Consider the following 15,232-nt stretch of genomic DNA (forward strand, 5'->3'; position numbering starts at 1 on the left):
TAGCGCTGTCGCGCAGCAAACCCGTGGGAGATTCTATGGTTTTGGGAAACCCCTCAAGCCGCCTTTGATTGATATTCGCTCTGGGTTTTTAACAGGGCGAATACGACTCGAGCCATCTTCCTTGCCAGCATGACCAAGGCTTGAGTGGTGCTGAAGCCACGCTTTCTCTGCTCTTCATAAAACGGCTTCCACGCGGCTGTACGGCTGCCAGACATGGCCGCGTTATGAAGCAGCCGACGGGCTTCCGGATCGCCACGCTTGGTCAGGCGGCGCGGCCCGTCACTTTGTCCGGATTTGGACACCCTGAGGTCCAGGCCTAAAAAGGCGATGAAGGCGTTGGCGTTGCTGAATTCGCCTCGCTGAAAAGTAGTGACCAGCCGGGCCGCCGTCAGAAAGCCGATACCTTCTACTTTCATGCAACGACTGACCTGTCCCATCAACTCGGCTCGCTGCAGGACATCCTTGATCTTCTTCTCGACCAGCGCTTCAAGGCGCTTCATCGAATTGATCTGCGCCGCGAACGCTGTTTTCAACAGGGGCTCATTGGACCAGCTCTGAACCAGTCCGGTACGCGCCTGGACCAACGCCGCACGACGACGAGACAGGCTCAGCAACTGACGATAAAGCGGGCACGGCGGTACCCAAGGGTGCAGCTCGTCAGCCTCTTTCTTCAAATATCGGGCAAGCAAACGAGCGTCCAGCGCATCCGTCTTGGCGCGTACATTGACGCCTTTTCGGTAATGGCTCAGTTGGTAACCATCGATCATATAGATGGTGCAGCCGGCCTCATAAGCCATGTCGGCGAACAGTACGTGGTAGGTATTGGTGGCTTCGACAGCGATTGACACCGTTCCAGCCAAGGTACGCAACCACTTGCTGATAGACGCCTTGGTGTTGGGAATCGCTTCAAGTCGGTCGGACTGGTCCTGATAGATCACCAGCTCATTTTTGGCGACGTCTACTCCGACGACAGGTTTAGTCTGGGCAACCAGCATTGCCATGGCGCAATCTCCGGGATAAGGTTTGAGAACTTGAAGGGACCACCCAGAGGCGCAGGCTTGTTTCTATCGTAGGTCGCGAGCCATAAGCATTCTTTATCGGCGCTTGGGTGAAAGGAGGAGGGGTGAAATCTCCCACAGGTCTGTACTGCGCAAACAGTCAGAAGCGAACTGAGTCCCTCCTCCTCCCTTCAAGTCCTACCATACAAGCGGACTTGTCCGCGAATGCAGTATTTCAGTCGCTGAACCTTCATCGGCTGCCCCCCCATTCGCGGACAAGTCCCACAGTCCGGTGTTCGCTTCACGACAGCGCTATGTCCACGGGCACGTGTTCAGCCAGCCAGACCTGTTTCAGTTCGGTGTAGTGCCAGAGCATGGCAACCCTCAGCCTCACCCAAGCTGCGCCCCATTCATCCGGCACATGACTGCCTTTCATATGCCAGATAAAACCCGATGGGTTAGAATGCCCCCCTTTTCCGCCATGCCCCCTTGAGGACTGCCATGTTCAGCCGTGATTTGACTCTCGCGAAGTACGACGCCGATCTGTTTGCCGCCATGGAGCAAGAAGCTCTGCGTCAGGAAGAACACATCGAGCTGATTGCCTCGGAAAACTACACCAGTCCGGCCGTCATGGAAGCTCAGGGCTCGGTCCTGACCAACAAGTACGCCGAAGGCTATCCAGGCAAGCGCTACTACGGCGGCTGTGAATACGTCGACGTGATCGAGCAACTGGCCATCGACCGTGCCAAGGAACTGTTCGGCGCCGATTACGCCAACGTTCAGCCACACGCAGGTTCGCAAGCCAACTCCGCTGTGTACCTGGCATTGCTGCAGGGCGGCGACACCATTCTGGGCATGAGCCTGGCCCACGGCGGTCACCTGACCCACGGCGCCAGCGTTTCGTCCTCCGGCAAGCTGTACAACGCTGTGCAATATGGCATCGACGCCAACGGCATGATCGACTACGACGAAGTCGAGCGTCTGGCCATCGAGCACAAGCCGAAAATGATCGTGGCCGGTTTCTCTGCCTACTCGCAGATCCTGGATTTCCCACGCTTCCGCGCCATCGCTGACAAGGTCGGTGCGTACCTGTTCGTCGACATGGCCCACGTGGCCGGTCTGGTCGCCGCTGGTGTCTACCCGAACCCGGTGCCGTTCGCCGACGTCGTGACCACCACCACTCACAAGACCCTGCGCGGTCCACGTGGCGGCCTGATCCTGGCTCGCGCCAACGCCGACATCGAGAAGAAGCTGAATTCGGCGGTATTCCCGGGTTCGCAGGGCGGCCCGCTGGAGCACGTCATCGCGGCCAAGGCCGTGTGCTTCAAGGAAGCGCTGCAGCCTGAGTTCAAGGCTTACCAGCAGCAAGTGGTCAAGAACGCCAAGGCCATGGCCGGTGTGTTCATCGAGCGCGGTTTCGATGTGGTTTCCGGCGGTACTGAAAACCACCTGTTCCTGCTGTCGCTGATCAAGCAGGACATCTCCGGTAAAGATGCCGACGCCGCCCTGGGTCGCGCCTTCATCACCGTCAACAAGAACTCTGTACCGAACGACCCACGCTCCCCGTTCGTCACCTCCGGCCTGCGCTTCGGCACCCCGGCTGTAACCACTCGCGGCTTCAAGGAAGCAGAGTGCAAGGAACTGGCTGGCTGGATCTGCGACATCCTGGCTGACCTGAACAACGAAGCCGTGATCGACGCGGTTCGCGAGAAGGTCAAGGCCATCTGCGCCAAGCTGCCGGTCTACGGCGCTTGATCCGCATCGTCTGACGCAGTAACTAAAAGCCCCGACTCGAAAGAGCCGGGGCTTTTTTGTGACACCGTTGCACAGAGCCCACCGACCGATCGGGAGACGATCCATGAAGCTGTTGCGCACCCTTTCGATAAGCCTGCCGATGCTGCTCATGCTGTTTGCGGGAGCCATCGTAATCGACGGGCTGTCCGACACCGCCACAACCAGCGACACCGCCATCGTCCTCGGCTCGCAAGTGCTCCCGGACGGGACGCCGTCCGATCGCCTGCGAGCCAGGCTCGACAGGGCTGAAGAACTCTACCGACAGGGACTGGTTCGCCACATCATCGTCAGCGGCGGCACAGGCAAGGAAGGCTTCAGCGAAGCGGCCGTCATGGCAGACTATCTTGTTGACCACGGCAAGATTGCGCGTGAAGCGATCCTGCTGGACGAACAGGGAAACACCACCCGAGACACCGCCATCAACAGCGCCGGGATCATGAAAGGCAAAGGCTTCACCAGCGCAGTCGTGGTTACTCAATACTTTCACATCACCCGCAGCCAGTACGCCCTGAAGCAGGCCGGGGTGATGCAGGTTTCGACGGCTCACGCCCATTATTTCGAGTGGCGCGACCTTTACTCCATCGCTCGTGAAGTGGTGGCGCTGCCCGCCTACTGGTGGGCAGCCAGTACCTGATCAGGCCAGTCGGCCTGGAGAACGACCTCAGCCCACCATCGCCTCGAACCCGGCTCGAATCTTCTCCTCTGGCAATTCGTCGGCGATGAACACGATGACGCTTTCGCGCGGCTCGCCTTCGGCCCATTCGGTATCCCAGTCGAAGCCGTAGAGCTTGAGCACGCCCTGAAACACCATGCGCCGGTCTTCGCCAGCGATGTTTAGCACGCCCTTGTAGCGCAGCAGTTGTTTACCGTGGTCTTCCAGCAGCGCGTTCATGAACTCGCTGAGGCGGTCCAGATCCAGTGGCTTATCGCTGCGCAGCACAAGGCTGGTGATGCGGTCGCCGGAGTTGCCTACCGGCGCCAGCGGACGCAGGACCATGCCGCCGCCCAGATCGGCGTTGAGGTTGAAGCCACGCACGTCGAGCAGTTCAGCCAGGTCGATCTTGCCATGCTCGACGATACGGATCGGCGCACGGCGGTTGATGCGGGTCAGGCGCGCGCTGAGTGCGTCAAACGCTGCGTCGTCCACCAGATCACGCTTGCTCACCAGCAGGCGGTCGGCAAAACCGATCTGTGCCTGGGCGATGGTCTGGGTCAGATGGGTATCGGCATGAGCCGCATCAACGAGGGTGATGATGCCGTCGAGGATGTAGCGCTCGCGCAGTTCTTCATCGATGAAAAAGGTCTGGGCAACCGGTGCGGGATCGGCCAGGCCGGTGCACTCGATCACCAGCCGATCGAAGGCGATTTCGCCACTGTCCAGCCGTTCGAGCAGCAGGTACAGCGCTTTGGTCAGGTCGGTGTGGATGGTGCAGCAGACGCAGCCGTTGGACAGGGTCATGACTTGCACAGGATCGGTGCCCAGCAACTGGCTGTCGATGCCGGCATCGCTGAACTCGTTCTCGATCACTGCGATTTTCAGGCCGTGTTCGGCCTTGAGCAGGTGGCGCAGCAGCGTGGTCTTGCCTGCGCCCAGAAAGCCGGTCAGTACGGTAACGGGGATAGGTTGCAACTCGCTCATAAGGCTCCAGACAGGTGCAAATCGGGCTGAAATGAAAACGCGCCACAGGTAGCAGCCTGTGGCGCGTCGGGTCACACGATAACGCAGATCAGAGGATCAGCAGCACTTCGGACCGCCCTTGCCGCCGTAACGCGCCTCTTGCCGCTCCCGAAAGAACTGCTCGTAGGTCATCATCGGCTTGTCCGGGTGTGTGGTCTGCATGTGCTCGACATAAGTGTCGTAGTCCGGCATGCCCACCATCAGGCGCGCGGCCTGACCGAGGTATTTCCCGAGGCGACTCAGGTCATTGAACATGGGCAAATCCTCTGTGGTTGACCATCATCACACCTGCGACGCTGGCGGCATGGCCTGGAACGGAGATTCCTTGTCGGTGCGCTCCTTCTTGCCCCAGGCGGCAATGCCGACTTTCAGGGCGTAGAACAGGATGCTGAACACCACGAACAGGAACAGGATGGTCAGGCCCGCGTTGGTGTACGCGTTGAAGATCACGTGCTGCATCTGGTCCATGGTCTTGGCCGGGGCCAGAATCTGACCGGCGTCCGCCGCTGCGCTGTACTTCTTGGCCAGCGCCAGGAAGCCGACCGCAGGGTTGGAGTCGAACAGTTTGATCAGGCCAGCCGTCACGGTGCAGATCAACAGCCACGTGGCAGGCAGCATGGTGACCCAGACATAGCGCTGACGCTTCATCTTGATCAGCACAACGCTTGCGAGCATCAACGCGATACCGGCCAGCATCTGGTTGGAAATACCGAACAACGGCCACAGGGTGTTGATGCCACCCAGCGGATCGATCACGCCTTGGTACAGCAGATAGCCCCACAGCGCCACGCAGCCACCGGTGCCGATGGCGTTGGCGGTCCAGGACTCGGTGCGTTTCAGGGCCGGAACGAAGCTGCCCAGCAAGTCCTGCAGCATGAAACGACCGGCACGCGTACCGGCGTCTACCGCTGTCAGGATGAACAGCGCTTCGAACAGGATCGCGAAGTGGTACCAGAACGCCATGGTGTTTTCACCCGGCAGCACCTGGTGCAGGATCTGCGCGATACCGACCGCAAGCGTCGGTGCACCACCGGCACGGGCCAGCACGGTGTTTTCGCCGATGTCCTTGGCCACCGCTGTCAGTTGCTCAGGCGTAATGGTGAAGCCCCAACTGGTAACGGTCTGTGCGACTGTCACCACATCGCTGCCAACCACAGCCGCAGGGCTGTTCATCGCGAAGTACACGCCCGGCTCGATCACCGAAGCGGCAACCATCGCCATGATGGCCACGAAGGACTCCATCAGCATGCCGCCGTAACCGATGTAACGGGCGTTCTTCTCGTTATCCAGCAGCTTGGGCGTGGTGCCCGAGGAAATCAGCGCGTGGAAACCGGACACCGCACCGCAGGCGATGGTGATGAACAGGAACGGGAACAGTGCGCCTTTCCAGACCGGACCGGTGCCGTTGGTGAACTGGGTCAGGGCTGGCATTTTCAGCTCGGGCGCAAGAATCAGGATGCCGATCGCCAGGGCCAGGATGGTGCCGATTTTCAGGAAGGTCGACAGGTAGTCACGCGGGGCCAGCAGCAGCCAGACCGGCAGCATGGCTGCCACAAAACCGTAGCCCACCAGCATCCAGGTGATCTGCACGCCGGTGAAGGTGAACGCCGGACCCCAGGTCGGATCGGCTGCAACCAGGCCGCCGATCCAGATCGAGGCCAGCAGCAGAATCACACCGACGATGGAAATCTCACCAATGCGGCCCGGACGGATGTAGCGCATGTAGACGCCCATGAACATCGCAATCGGGATGGTCGCCATGACGGTGAACATGCCCCACGGGCTCTCGGCCAGGGCCTTGACCACAATCAGCGCCAGCACCGCGAGGATGATGATCATGATCAGGAAGCAGCCGAACAAGGCGATGGTGCCGGGAATACGGCCCATTTCCTCACGAACCATATCGCCCAGCGAGCGACCGTTACGGCGCGTGGAAAGGAACAGGATCATGAAGTCCTGCACCGCACCGGCGAGCACCACACCGGCAATCAACCACAGCGTACCGGGCAGATACCCCATCTGCGCCGCCAGCACCGGACCGACCAGCGGGCCTGCGCCTGCGATGGCCGCAAAGTGGTGACCGAAAAGAATGTGTTTGTTGGTCGGCACATAGTCCAGACCGTCGTTGTTGACCACCGCAGGCGTTGCACGCAGCGGGTCGAGTTGCATGACGTGATTGGCGATGAAAAGACTGTAGTAACGATAAGCAACCAGATAGATGGCAACCGCTGCAACCACTATCCACAAGGCGTTGATCGCCTCACCGCGGCGCAAGGCCACGACCCCCAGAGCACATGCTCCAACAATTGCGACGATGAGCCAGGGAACATGGCGCATCAGACTATTATTATTTTTCATTTTTTTTATTCCAGCAGAGTTGACTAGAAGGCAAGCAGTCCGAGTTTAGCGCCGTCACAGCGAAAGGCCACCCCCCACGATGGTCTAGACCGGAATTTGATCAATTAAGGCAGATACCCGGCATGGAGCGGCGCAGGCGGGCGTGTTGGCAGGTTGGAAAGAAATCTGGGGGCACCATCTGTCCGGCAACCTCTTTCAGGTCTATCGTGCATGAACAGCCTTGATAAAACAGTCCGAAGCCTTGCCCCGGCCCACGGAATACCGTAACAAGAGAGCCCTCTCGATGACCGACTCACATGCAGATCGCCGACGCTTCAAACGCATTGCCTTCGATGCGAAGACCGACCTGACGCAAGGCGACAAAAGCTGGAAAGTGCAGTTGGTCGACCTTTCGCTCAAAGGTTTGCTCATCGAACGGCCCGAGCCCTGGACAGGTGACCCTGCCCAGGACTTTCTGGTGGATATCCACCTGAGCCCGGACGTTTACGTAAAAATGGATGTGCACCTGACCCACGACAACAATCGGCAACTGGGCTTTGTCTGTCGGCACATCGGCCTGCAGTCGATCAGCCACTTGAAACGGCTGATCGAACTGAACCTTGGCGATGAGGAAGAACTGGATCGTGAACTGGCAGCCCTGATCGAAATCTAGTGCCCGTTATTCGAACAGCGCGTCCAGTGCCTGCTCCAGACGGGTCACGGCAATGATCTGAAAGCCTGGAGGGGCCTCTTTAGGCGCGTTGGCCTTGGGCACGATGGCCCGTTTGAAGCCGTGCTTGAACGCTTCCTTGAGACGCTCCTGCCCGCTGGGCACCGGCCTGACCTCACCTGACAGCCCTACTTCGCCGAAGACCAGCAGGTCATGCGGCAGCGGCCGGTTGCGCAGGCTGGACATGACCGCGGCCATCAAGGCCAGGTCGGACGCGGTTTCCAGCACTTTCACGCCGCCGACCACGTTGAGAAACACGTCCTGATCGTGAGTCGGAATCCCGCCATGCCGGTGCAGAACCGCCAGCAACATCGCCAGCCGATTCTGGTCCAGACCCAGCGTCACGCGACGCGGGTTGGACATGTGGCTGTCGTCCACCAGCGCCTGGACTTCGACCAGCATCGGACGCGTGCCTTCCCATGTGGCCATGACCACGCTGCCCGGCACTTCTTCCTGGGCACGAGTGAGGAAGATCGCCGACGGGTTGGAGACCTCTTTCAGGCCCTTGTCGGTCATGCCGAAAACGCCCAGTTCGTTCACAGCGCCAAAGCGATTCTTCACGGCCCGCAACAGACGCAGGCGCCCATCGGACTCACCTTCGAAATACAGCACGGTATCAACCATGTGCTCCAGCACGCGCGGCCCGGCCAGCGCGCCTTCCTTGGTCACGTGGCCGACCAGAAAGATCGCCGTGCCGCTCTGCTTGGCGTAGCGCACCAGCAACGCAGCACTTTCGCGGACCTGCGCCACACCGCCGGGAGCAGATTGCAGTTGCTCGGTGAAAATGGTCTGGATGGAGTCGATCACCATCACCTTCGGCTGCTCGACGCGCGCCGTGGCGATGATGGACTCGATGCAGGTCTCGGTCATCACTCGCAGTTTGTCCTGCGGCAGCCCAAGACGGCGGGCACGCATGGCGACCTGCTGCTGGGATTCTTCGCCGGTAACGTACAGCGCGGGCATGCGTTGGGCGATGTTGCACAGGGTCTGCAGCAGAATCGTGGACTTGCCGATGCCGGGGTCGCCGCCGATCAACACCACGGAGCCGTCTACCAGACCGCCGCCCAGCACGCGGTCAAGCTCGGCGGAGTTGGTGGAGAAACGCGGGATCTCCTCGACACTGACCTCGGCCAGCGTCTTGATCTGCGCCTGCGCGCCGGTCCAGCTGGCACGACCACTCGGGGGAGCGGCGGCACCACTTTCAATCATGGTTTCGACAAGCGTGTTCCAGGCGCCGCAATCGCTGCACTGGCCCGCCCATTTGGGAAACGTCGCGCCGCACTCGGTGCAGCCGTACAAGCGTTTGGCCTTGGCCATGACAACCCCAGTCGTAAAAGCGCACATGATAACGCAGGTTGCCGCACCAATTGGGCGGTCGGCGACCCATAGCGTTCACAACGGAATAAAACTTCCAAGGCTCGGTCCGGTCGATTGAACGTGCATCGGGCAGTACCTGCGTGAGTGGATTACACTCATTCGGGTCAATTTATCTGTAACAAGGAATTACTCATGAGCGTACTAAGCGAGTTCAAGGCATTCGCGGTCAAAGGTAACGTGGTCGATATGGCCGTCGGTATCATCATTGGCGCGGCATTCGGCAAGATCGTTTCGTCGTTCGTTGGCGATGTGATCATGCCGCCACTGGGCCTGTTGATCGGTGGCGTGGACTTCAGCGACCTGGCCGTCACCCTGCGGGCTGCCGACGGGGCTACTCCGGCCGTACTGCTGGCCTACGGCAAGTTCATTCAGACGGTCATTGACTTCATCATCGTTGCATTCGCCATCTTCATGGGTGTGAAAGCCATCAACCGCCTGAAGCGTGAAGAAGCCAAGGCCCCTACCCTGCCGCCAACGCCGAGCAAGGAAGAAGTCCTGCTGGGCGAGATTCGCGACCTGCTCAAGGAGCAGAACAAGCCTGCGGCCCCCATCACCGTGGACCCTGCCCGTCCGTTGTGAGCGTGACTCGTCTGTAATCGAAGGCAAACTGAGTGGATCGTTCTCACGCTCCTGCGCTCAGCGTTCGATACAAGTCCTGCTGCAACCAACGAGCATGGGCATGATCGGCGTGCTTGAGATCACACTGATCGTTCCTACGCTCCGCGTGGGAATGCCTCTCAGGACGCTCCGCGTCCGGGCACGATCAGTGTCGGGGCGGCCTTATGTATAAAGACGAGCGCTCTGCGAGGTGTAGATGAATCGGGCCTTGCTTACCAATAAGTCTCCACTGCGACCTGCCCCGGCTTGCGGGACAGGCTCAGGCGCATGTCGCGCTGTTTGAGCACGGCGCGGGTGTCGTCGATCATCTGCGGGTTGCCGCACAGCATGACCCGCGAATGTTCCGGGGTCATGGGGATGCCTGCCGCACGCTCCAGTTCGCCATTTTCAATCAGTTGCGTGATCCTGCCGTTCAAGGCCCCAAGGTGCTGCTCGCGGGTGACGACAGGCACAAACAGGAATTTATCGGCGTACTCGGCCAGGTACTCACGCTGCATCAGCTCGCCAATCAGTTGCTGGTACGCCAGTTCCTTCGACTCGCGAACGCTGTACACCAGAATCACACGCTCGAATTTCTCCCACACCTCGAAATCCTGAAGGATCGACAGAAACGGTGCGACGCCAGTGCCTGTGGATAACAGCCACAGATCGCGACCATCGACGAAACGGTCCAGGGTCAGGTAGCCGAAGGCCTGTTTCTCGACCATCAGGCTGTCACCTTCGCGCAGGCGGCTCAGTTCGCTGGTGAACTCGCCGTCAGGCACGACGATGGAAAAGAACTCCAGAAACTCGTCATGGGGCGAAGACACCATCGAATAGGCTCGCCACACGGTGGTGCCGTCTGCCTTGGTCACGCCCAGACGCGCGAACTGCCCAGCGGTGAAGCGAAAACCGGGATCGCGCGTGGTGCGCAGGGTAAACAGGCTGGGGGTCAACGGTGTGACACACTGAAGCGTCTGCCGGGTGAACTTGTCTTCGCTGACGGTCATGGTGTGCCTCGGGCTCCCGAATGTGAACGTTGGCGCTAAGTGTCCCGCAAAGTACGTCGGATAAACACCGGCGGTTTGTAGTGGCTTGTACCTGGTGGCGCCTGAAACGTTTAGAGCACTTGGTTCTTGCCTGCCCGGCAATGTTGCCGGACCCCGACTAACCAGCATGAAGCAAACCGCGCTACGACGGCTGTTCCAGCCGGGATACTCCTTTCTGAGTACATAAAAGCCATCAGCCCATCCGTCTGAATACCTTCCAGCCTGCAAAATTCCCGGTGCATTTTTCCTAGACTGGATAAAAGCACAGCGAAATCTCGTCATCAAAAGGCATGGAGGCGATCATGAAGAACATGGAAATCCACTCGATAGATCCATCGAATCCCAAGGGGCTGACCGAACGGGAAATCGAAGTCCTCAAGTGGTCCGCCAAAGGTAAAACCGCAGGTGATATAGCTCTGATTCTATGCCTGAAGGAACGCACCATTCATTTTCACGTGGCCAGCGCAGTCCAGAAGCTGGGGGTGTGTAACAAGACCGCAGCCGTGGTTCAGGCAGCCTTGAGCGGCATGTTCTGAAAAAGCAGGCGACCGGACACCAAATGGGCAGGTGTCAAAGCGCAAAAAGTACGTAAAATCACCGCTCTCAGCGAGCCCGTCAATGGACGGGCTTACGTGACACACGCACGCCTGCACAGAGTTTTCCTGCCAATGCCCTTGCTCATCAGCCCTTTCGCTCAGCTTGATCTTATTCGCCAGCCCGAACAGCAAGATGAGCCGCTTCAAGCATTCGATGCCGCTGACGAGTACCTGCTCAACCACGTGGCGGAAATCGGGCTGACCCTGCAAAGCCGTGTCCTGGTCCTTAATGACAGCTTTGGCGCTCTGGCGGCCAGCCTTGCCGCTCACGCGACTGTGGTCAGCAGCACCGACTCCTTTCTCGCCGCCCAGGGCCTCGAGAAGAACCTGACCCGCAACGGCATGGGCTACGACAGCGTGCCGCTGGTTCCTGCCAGCGAGCCATTGACCGGCCCTTTCGACTGGGTACTGATTCGCGTGCCCAAGACATTGGCGCTGCTCGAAGAGCAACTCATCCGTCTGCAAGGCCAACTGGCACCCGGCGCACGGGTGATAGCGGCGGCAATGATCAAACACTTGCCGCGCTCGGCCGGTGACCTGCTTGAAGAATACGTAGGGCCGGTGCAGGCCTCGCTCGCCGTCAAGAAAGCCCGCCTGCTGTTCGCCACCCCAGAGATCAGGGAAATCCGGACGTCGCCCTACCCTACGCGCTACAGGCTCGACGAGCCAGCCATCGAACTGCTCAACCATGCCAACGTGTTTTGTCGGGAAGGTCTGGATATCGGCACACGCGCATTCCTGCCTTATCTGCCGAAGAACCTCGGTTCGGCGCGCGTTGCCGATCTGGGCTGCGGCAACGGCGTGCTGGCGATTGCCAGTGCACTGGAGAACCCGCAGGCGCATTACACGCTGGTCGACGAGTCGTACATGGCCGTGCAGTCCGCTGCCGAAAACTGGCAGGCCAGTCTGGGCGACCGGGAGGTGGTTATCCGAGCGGCCGACGGGCTGGCGGGACAGGAACCGGACTCACTGGATGTGGTGCTGTGCAACCCGCCCTTCCACCAGCAACAGGTGGTCGGCGACTTTCTGGCCTGGCGCATGTTCCAGCAGGCCCGCGCCGCACTTGTCACAGGCGGCGCGCTGTACATCGTCGGCAATCGCCATCTGGGCTATCACACCAAGCTGTCCCGCCTGTTCCGGGGCGTCGAGCAGGTCGCGGCAACGCCCAAGTTCGTGATTCTGAAAGCCCGCAAGTAACGCCCCACTTTTTCGCAGCCAAAAAAAACCCTCCGAAACCGGAGGGTTTGTAAAACGTGTCCGTGGACACGGTGTGGGAATGCTTTCAGTGACGATCAGTGCGTCGTCAGGCCCGCAGCGCTCATGAACATCCGCATCAGGCTGGCGACGATAAACAGCGCAGTCACACTGCCCGCCCAGATGCCGACCAGCCAGGCCAGTCGTTGCCAGAGCGGCTTGCTCAGCGCCGGATCCGGGTCGTGCATGGAGTTCTTGCCAGACATGATCAATCTCCTCTGTTCGGACTAGTGATAACCGTCTTCAGCAGTGACTTTGCCGCGGAACACGTAGTAGCTCCAGAAGGTGTATCCGAGGATGAACGGGATGATGAACAGCGTGCCGACCAGCATGAAGCCCTGGCTTTGCGGCGGCGCGGCAGCTTCCCAGATCGAAACGGACGGCGGAATGATGTTCGGCCACAGGCTGATGCCCAACCCGCTGTAGCCCAGGAAGATCAGCAGCAGGGTCAGCAGGAACGGCGTGTAATGCGCGTTGCGGGCCACGGCCTTGAACAGCCCGTACATGGTCACCAGCACCAGAATCGGCACGGGCATGAACCAGACCAGATTCGGCATGCTGAACCAGCGATGCGCGATGTCGGCGTGGGCCAGTGGCGTCCACAGGCTGACCACGCCCATCACCACCAGCACAGCCACCGCCAGAGGACGTGCCAGATCATGCATCGCTTTCTGCAACGGCCCTTCGGTCTTCATGATCAGCCAGGTGCAGCCCAGCAGTGCATAAGCCACGATCAGCGCCAGACCGCAGAACATCGGGAACGGTGCCAGCCAGTCGAGTGAGCCGCCTGCGAACTGACGATTCGCTACCGGAATGCCCTCGATGAACGCGCCCAGTGCCACGCCCTGAAAGAACGTCGCGGCCAGAGAACCGCCGATGAAAGCCTTGTCCCACAGGTGACGTTTCTCGTCGGTCGCCTTGAAGCGGAACTCGAATGCCACGCCGCGGAAGATCAGGCCCATCAGCATGAAGATCAGTGGCAGATACAGCGCCGACAACACCACCGAATAAGCCAGCGGGAACGCGCCGAACAGCGCGGCGCCCCCCAGTACCAGCCAGGTTTCGTTACCGTCCCAGACCGGCGCAACGGTATTCATCATCACGTCGCGGTCGGAACTGTCTTTCATGAACGGGAAGAGAATCCCGATACCCAGGTCAAAGCCGTCCATCACGACGTACATCATGATGCCGAAAATGATGATGACGGCCCAGATCAGCGGAAGATCGATACCCATGGCTTAATTCCCCTTGCCGAGCGCGTCAACGTTGTCGCCATCTTCAGCGCCTTCAACGGCGGCGGAGAGCGGACGGGCCGGTGTACGTTTCTGACCGGGACCACCTTGTGGTACATGCTCGACGTACGCTTTGGGGCCTTTGCGCACCAGACGCATCATGTAGCCCAGACCTGCGCCGAACAGTACAAAGTAGACCACCACGAACAGCACCAGAGTGATGCTCATCTGCGCGAAGCTGTGGTTGGACGAAGCATCGGCGGTGCGCATCAGGCCGTAGACGACCCACGGCTGGCGGCCGATTTCGGTGGTGAACCAGCCTGCGAGGATAGCTACCAGACCCGACGGTCCCATCCACAAGGCCAGGTACAGGAACGGACGAGACTGATAAAGCGTGCCACGCTTGCGCAGCCACAGGCTCCACAGGCCAGTCAGGATCATCAGCATGCCCAGCGCAACCATGACCCGGAACGACCAGAACACGATGGTCGAATTCGGCCGGTCTTCAGGTTTGAATTCCTTCAGCGCCGGGACCTGCTTGTCCAGGCTGTGGGTCAGGATCAGGCTGCCCAGGTACGGAATTTCCACTGCGTACTTGGTGCGTTCTTCCTTCATATCGGGAATGCCGAACAGGATCAGCGGGGTCGGTTCGTCACCAATGTTTTCCCAGTGACCTTCAATGGCGGCAATCTTGGCTGGCTGATGCTTGAGCGTATTCAGACCGTGGAAGTCGCCCACGACGGCCTGGATCGGTGCAACGATCAGCGCCATCCACATCGCCATCGAAAGCATCTTGCGCACCGCTGGCGTATCACGACCACGCAACAGGTGCCAGGCAGCCGACGAGCCTACAAAGAATGCCGTCGCGACGAAGGCGGCAATCGCCATGTGCGTCAGGCGATAGGGAAAGGATGGGTTGAAGACCACCGCGAACCAGTCGGTCGGAATCACGCGACCGTCGATGATTTCGAAACCCTGCGGCGTCTGCATCCAGCTGTTGGACGACAGAATCCAGAACGTGGAAATCAGAGTGCCGATGGCGACCATCACGGTGGAGAAAAAGTGCAGTTTGCGCCCGACGCGGTTCCAGCCGAACAGCATCACACCGAGGAAGCCGGCTTCAAGGAAGAACGCGGTCAACACTTCGTACGTCAGCAACGGCCCTGTGACCGCGCCTGCGAAGTCCGAGAAGCGGCTCCAGTTGGTGCCGAACTGATAGGACATGACCAGACCGGAAACCACCCCCATGCCGAAGTTGACGGCAAAGATCTTGGACCAGAAGTGGTAAAGGTCTCGATACACATCTTCGCGGGTCTTCAGCCACAGGCCTTCGAGCACAGCCAGGTAACTTGCCAGACCGATGGTGATGGCAGGAAACAGGATGTGAAACGAAATCGTGAATGCGAACTGAATTCGGGCGAGATCGATAGCCTCTAAACCGAACATAAGTGTTCCTCTCTCAGGTGAAACCGGCTGTTGGCAGCAAACCAACAGTGACTGCCCCCACGTTTATGGAGTGCTTATCTTTCTATTTGTTCTGATGACGTACGCAGGGATTGGCGGGTTGGCTCACATCAGCGGTCATTGCGC

The 15,232-nt window shown here is 59.6% G+C and carries 16 protein-coding genes; 6 read left to right on the top strand and 10 right to left on the bottom strand.

Translation table 11 applies throughout. The features are described from left to right. Nucleotides 1-53 precede the first annotated feature (53 nt). Together AC0IXS_RS10135 and AC0IXS_RS10140 are read right to left on the bottom strand one after the other, a co-directional pair. Nucleotides 54-1,001: an IS110 family transposase gene (locus AC0IXS_RS10135; RefSeq protein ID WP_471824514.1), complete on the bottom strand. Its 948-nt coding sequence runs from the start codon at nucleotides 999-1,001 to the stop codon at nucleotides 54-56. 298 nt (nucleotides 1,002-1,299) lie between these two features. Further along, on the bottom strand, nucleotides 1,300-1,434 hold the full coding sequence (locus tag AC0IXS_RS10140; RefSeq protein WP_471824516.1) for a hypothetical protein: 135 nt from the start codon (nucleotides 1,432-1,434) through the stop codon (nucleotides 1,300-1,302). 65 nt (nucleotides 1,435-1,499) lie between these two features. Here AC0IXS_RS10140 and glyA point away from each other — a divergent pair, with 65 nt between their 5' ends. Further along, nucleotides 1,500-2,753, top strand: coding sequence for a serine hydroxymethyltransferase (gene glyA, locus AC0IXS_RS10145; RefSeq protein ID WP_122689596.1), 1,254 nt, complete (start codon nucleotides 1,500-1,502; stop codon nucleotides 2,751-2,753). A 103-nt stretch (nucleotides 2,754-2,856) separates the two neighbouring features. Next, entirely contained in the window at nucleotides 2,857-3,426 is a 570-nt protein-coding gene (locus tag AC0IXS_RS10150) for a YdcF family protein (protein ID WP_057409393.1), read from the top strand. Nucleotides 3,427-3,453: 27 nt separating this feature from the next. Here AC0IXS_RS10150 and yjiA read toward each other — a convergent pair whose 3' ends face one another. The 3 genes from yjiA to AC0IXS_RS10165 form a co-directional block, all read right to left on the bottom strand. Then, nucleotides 3,454-4,431: a GTPase gene (yjiA, locus tag AC0IXS_RS10155; protein WP_025995638.1), complete on the bottom strand. Its 978-nt coding sequence runs from the start codon at nucleotides 4,429-4,431 to the stop codon at nucleotides 3,454-3,456. Between the two features lie 96 nt (nucleotides 4,432-4,527). Continuing rightward, nucleotides 4,528-4,725 (bottom strand): YbdD/YjiX family protein, encoded by a 198-nt coding sequence (locus tag AC0IXS_RS10160; protein WP_004884022.1) that lies wholly within the window; start codon nucleotides 4,723-4,725, stop codon nucleotides 4,528-4,530. A gap of 27 nt (nucleotides 4,726-4,752) precedes the next feature. Then, complete coding sequence (locus AC0IXS_RS10165) at nucleotides 4,753-6,828, bottom strand: carbon starvation CstA family protein (protein WP_025995639.1); 2,076 nt, start codon at nucleotides 6,826-6,828, stop codon at nucleotides 4,753-4,755. A 283-nt stretch (nucleotides 6,829-7,111) separates the two neighbouring features. Between AC0IXS_RS10165 and AC0IXS_RS10170 the strand changes: the two genes are divergently transcribed. Next, complete coding sequence (locus tag AC0IXS_RS10170) at nucleotides 7,112-7,480, top strand: PilZ domain-containing protein (protein ID WP_004884018.1); 369 nt, start codon at nucleotides 7,112-7,114, stop codon at nucleotides 7,478-7,480. A gap of 6 nt (nucleotides 7,481-7,486) precedes the next feature. Here AC0IXS_RS10170 and radA read toward each other — a convergent pair whose 3' ends face one another. Further along, nucleotides 7,487-8,854, bottom strand: coding sequence for a DNA repair protein RadA (gene radA, locus AC0IXS_RS10175; RefSeq protein ID WP_025995640.1), 1,368 nt, complete (start codon nucleotides 8,852-8,854; stop codon nucleotides 7,487-7,489). Nucleotides 8,855-9,046: 192 nt separating this feature from the next. On the opposite strand from radA, the gene mscL reads away from it, so the two are divergent. Continuing rightward, nucleotides 9,047-9,493 (top strand): large-conductance mechanosensitive channel protein MscL, encoded by a 447-nt coding sequence (gene mscL, locus AC0IXS_RS10180; protein ID WP_025995641.1) that lies wholly within the window; start codon nucleotides 9,047-9,049, stop codon nucleotides 9,491-9,493. Between the two features lie 251 nt (nucleotides 9,494-9,744). Here the strand turns inward: mscL and AC0IXS_RS10185 are convergent, their stop codons facing one another. Continuing rightward, nucleotides 9,745-10,521, bottom strand: a complete 777-nt coding sequence (locus AC0IXS_RS10185; RefSeq protein WP_057409389.1) for a ferredoxin--NADP reductase — start codon at nucleotides 10,519-10,521, stop codon at nucleotides 9,745-9,747. 341 nt (nucleotides 10,522-10,862) lie between these two features. Here AC0IXS_RS10185 and AC0IXS_RS10190 point away from each other — a divergent pair, with 341 nt between their 5' ends. Together AC0IXS_RS10190 and AC0IXS_RS10195 are read left to right on the top strand one after the other, a co-directional pair. Next, complete coding sequence (locus AC0IXS_RS10190) at nucleotides 10,863-11,096, top strand: helix-turn-helix domain-containing protein (RefSeq protein ID WP_080663421.1); 234 nt, start codon at nucleotides 10,863-10,865, stop codon at nucleotides 11,094-11,096. Between the two features lie 132 nt (nucleotides 11,097-11,228). Further along, the gene (locus AC0IXS_RS10195; protein ID WP_057409388.1) at nucleotides 11,229-12,353 is read left to right on the top strand and encodes a methyltransferase; all 1,125 of its coding nucleotides are present in this window, start codon (nucleotides 11,229-11,231) and stop codon (nucleotides 12,351-12,353) included. Between the two features lie 95 nt (nucleotides 12,354-12,448). Here AC0IXS_RS10195 and AC0IXS_RS10200 read toward each other — a convergent pair whose 3' ends face one another. The 3 genes from AC0IXS_RS10200 to AC0IXS_RS10210 are packed head-to-tail and all read right to left on the bottom strand — an operon-like array spanning nucleotide 12,449 to nucleotide 15,088. Continuing rightward, nucleotides 12,449-12,616 carry a DUF2474 domain-containing protein gene (locus AC0IXS_RS10200; protein WP_004884005.1) on the bottom strand — a complete coding sequence of 56 codons (168 nt, stop codon included), beginning with the start codon at nucleotides 12,614-12,616 and terminating at the stop codon, nucleotides 12,449-12,451. Between the two features lie 21 nt (nucleotides 12,617-12,637). Beyond that, nucleotides 12,638-13,645, bottom strand: a complete 1,008-nt coding sequence (gene cydB / locus AC0IXS_RS10205) for a cytochrome d ubiquinol oxidase subunit II (protein ID WP_025995645.1) — start codon at nucleotides 13,643-13,645, stop codon at nucleotides 12,638-12,640. A gap of 3 nt (nucleotides 13,646-13,648) precedes the next feature. After that, the gene (locus tag AC0IXS_RS10210; RefSeq protein WP_004884000.1) at nucleotides 13,649-15,088 is read right to left on the bottom strand and encodes a cytochrome ubiquinol oxidase subunit I; all 1,440 of its coding nucleotides are present in this window, start codon (nucleotides 15,086-15,088) and stop codon (nucleotides 13,649-13,651) included. Nucleotides 15,089-15,232 lie beyond the last annotated feature (144 nt).

The sequence above is a fragment of the Pseudomonas sp. AC016 genome (assembly GCF_979253365.1).

Coding starts and splice junctions, on each gene's coding strand:
- AC0IXS_RS10135 (WP_471824514.1), bottom strand. CDS start 1,001: ATGGCAATGCTGGTTGCCCAGACTAAACCTGTCGTCGGAGTAGACGTC.
- AC0IXS_RS10140 (WP_471824516.1), bottom strand. CDS start 1,434: ATGAAAGGCAGTCATGTGCCGGATGAATGGGGCGCAGCTTGGGTGAGG.
- glyA (WP_122689596.1), top strand. CDS start 1,500: ATGTTCAGCCGTGATTTGACTCTCGCGAAGTACGACGCCGATCTGTTT.
- AC0IXS_RS10150 (WP_057409393.1), top strand. CDS start 2,857: ATGAAGCTGTTGCGCACCCTTTCGATAAGCCTGCCGATGCTGCTCATG.
- yjiA (WP_025995638.1), bottom strand. CDS start 4,431: ATGAGCGAGTTGCAACCTATCCCCGTTACCGTACTGACCGGCTTTCTG.
- AC0IXS_RS10160 (WP_004884022.1), bottom strand. CDS start 4,725: ATGTTCAATGACCTGAGTCGCCTCGGGAAATACCTCGGTCAGGCCGCG.
- AC0IXS_RS10165 (WP_025995639.1), bottom strand. CDS start 6,828: ATGAAAAATAATAATAGTCTGATGCGCCATGTTCCCTGGCTCATCGTC.
- AC0IXS_RS10170 (WP_004884018.1), top strand. CDS start 7,112: ATGACCGACTCACATGCAGATCGCCGACGCTTCAAACGCATTGCCTTC.
- radA (WP_025995640.1), bottom strand. CDS start 8,854: ATGGCCAAGGCCAAACGCTTGTACGGCTGCACCGAGTGCGGCGCGACG.
- mscL (WP_025995641.1), top strand. CDS start 9,047: ATGAGCGTACTAAGCGAGTTCAAGGCATTCGCGGTCAAAGGTAACGTG.
- AC0IXS_RS10185 (WP_057409389.1), bottom strand. CDS start 10,521: ATGACCGTCAGCGAAGACAAGTTCACCCGGCAGACGCTTCAGTGTGTC.
- AC0IXS_RS10190 (WP_080663421.1), top strand. CDS start 10,863: ATGAAGAACATGGAAATCCACTCGATAGATCCATCGAATCCCAAGGGG.
- AC0IXS_RS10195 (WP_057409388.1), top strand. CDS start 11,229: ATGCCCTTGCTCATCAGCCCTTTCGCTCAGCTTGATCTTATTCGCCAG.
- AC0IXS_RS10200 (WP_004884005.1), bottom strand. CDS start 12,616: ATGTCTGGCAAGAACTCCATGCACGACCCGGATCCGGCGCTGAGCAAG.
- cydB (WP_025995645.1), bottom strand. CDS start 13,645: ATGGGTATCGATCTTCCGCTGATCTGGGCCGTCATCATCATTTTCGGC.
- AC0IXS_RS10210 (WP_004884000.1), bottom strand. CDS start 15,088: ATGTTCGGTTTAGAGGCTATCGATCTCGCCCGAATTCAGTTCGCATTC.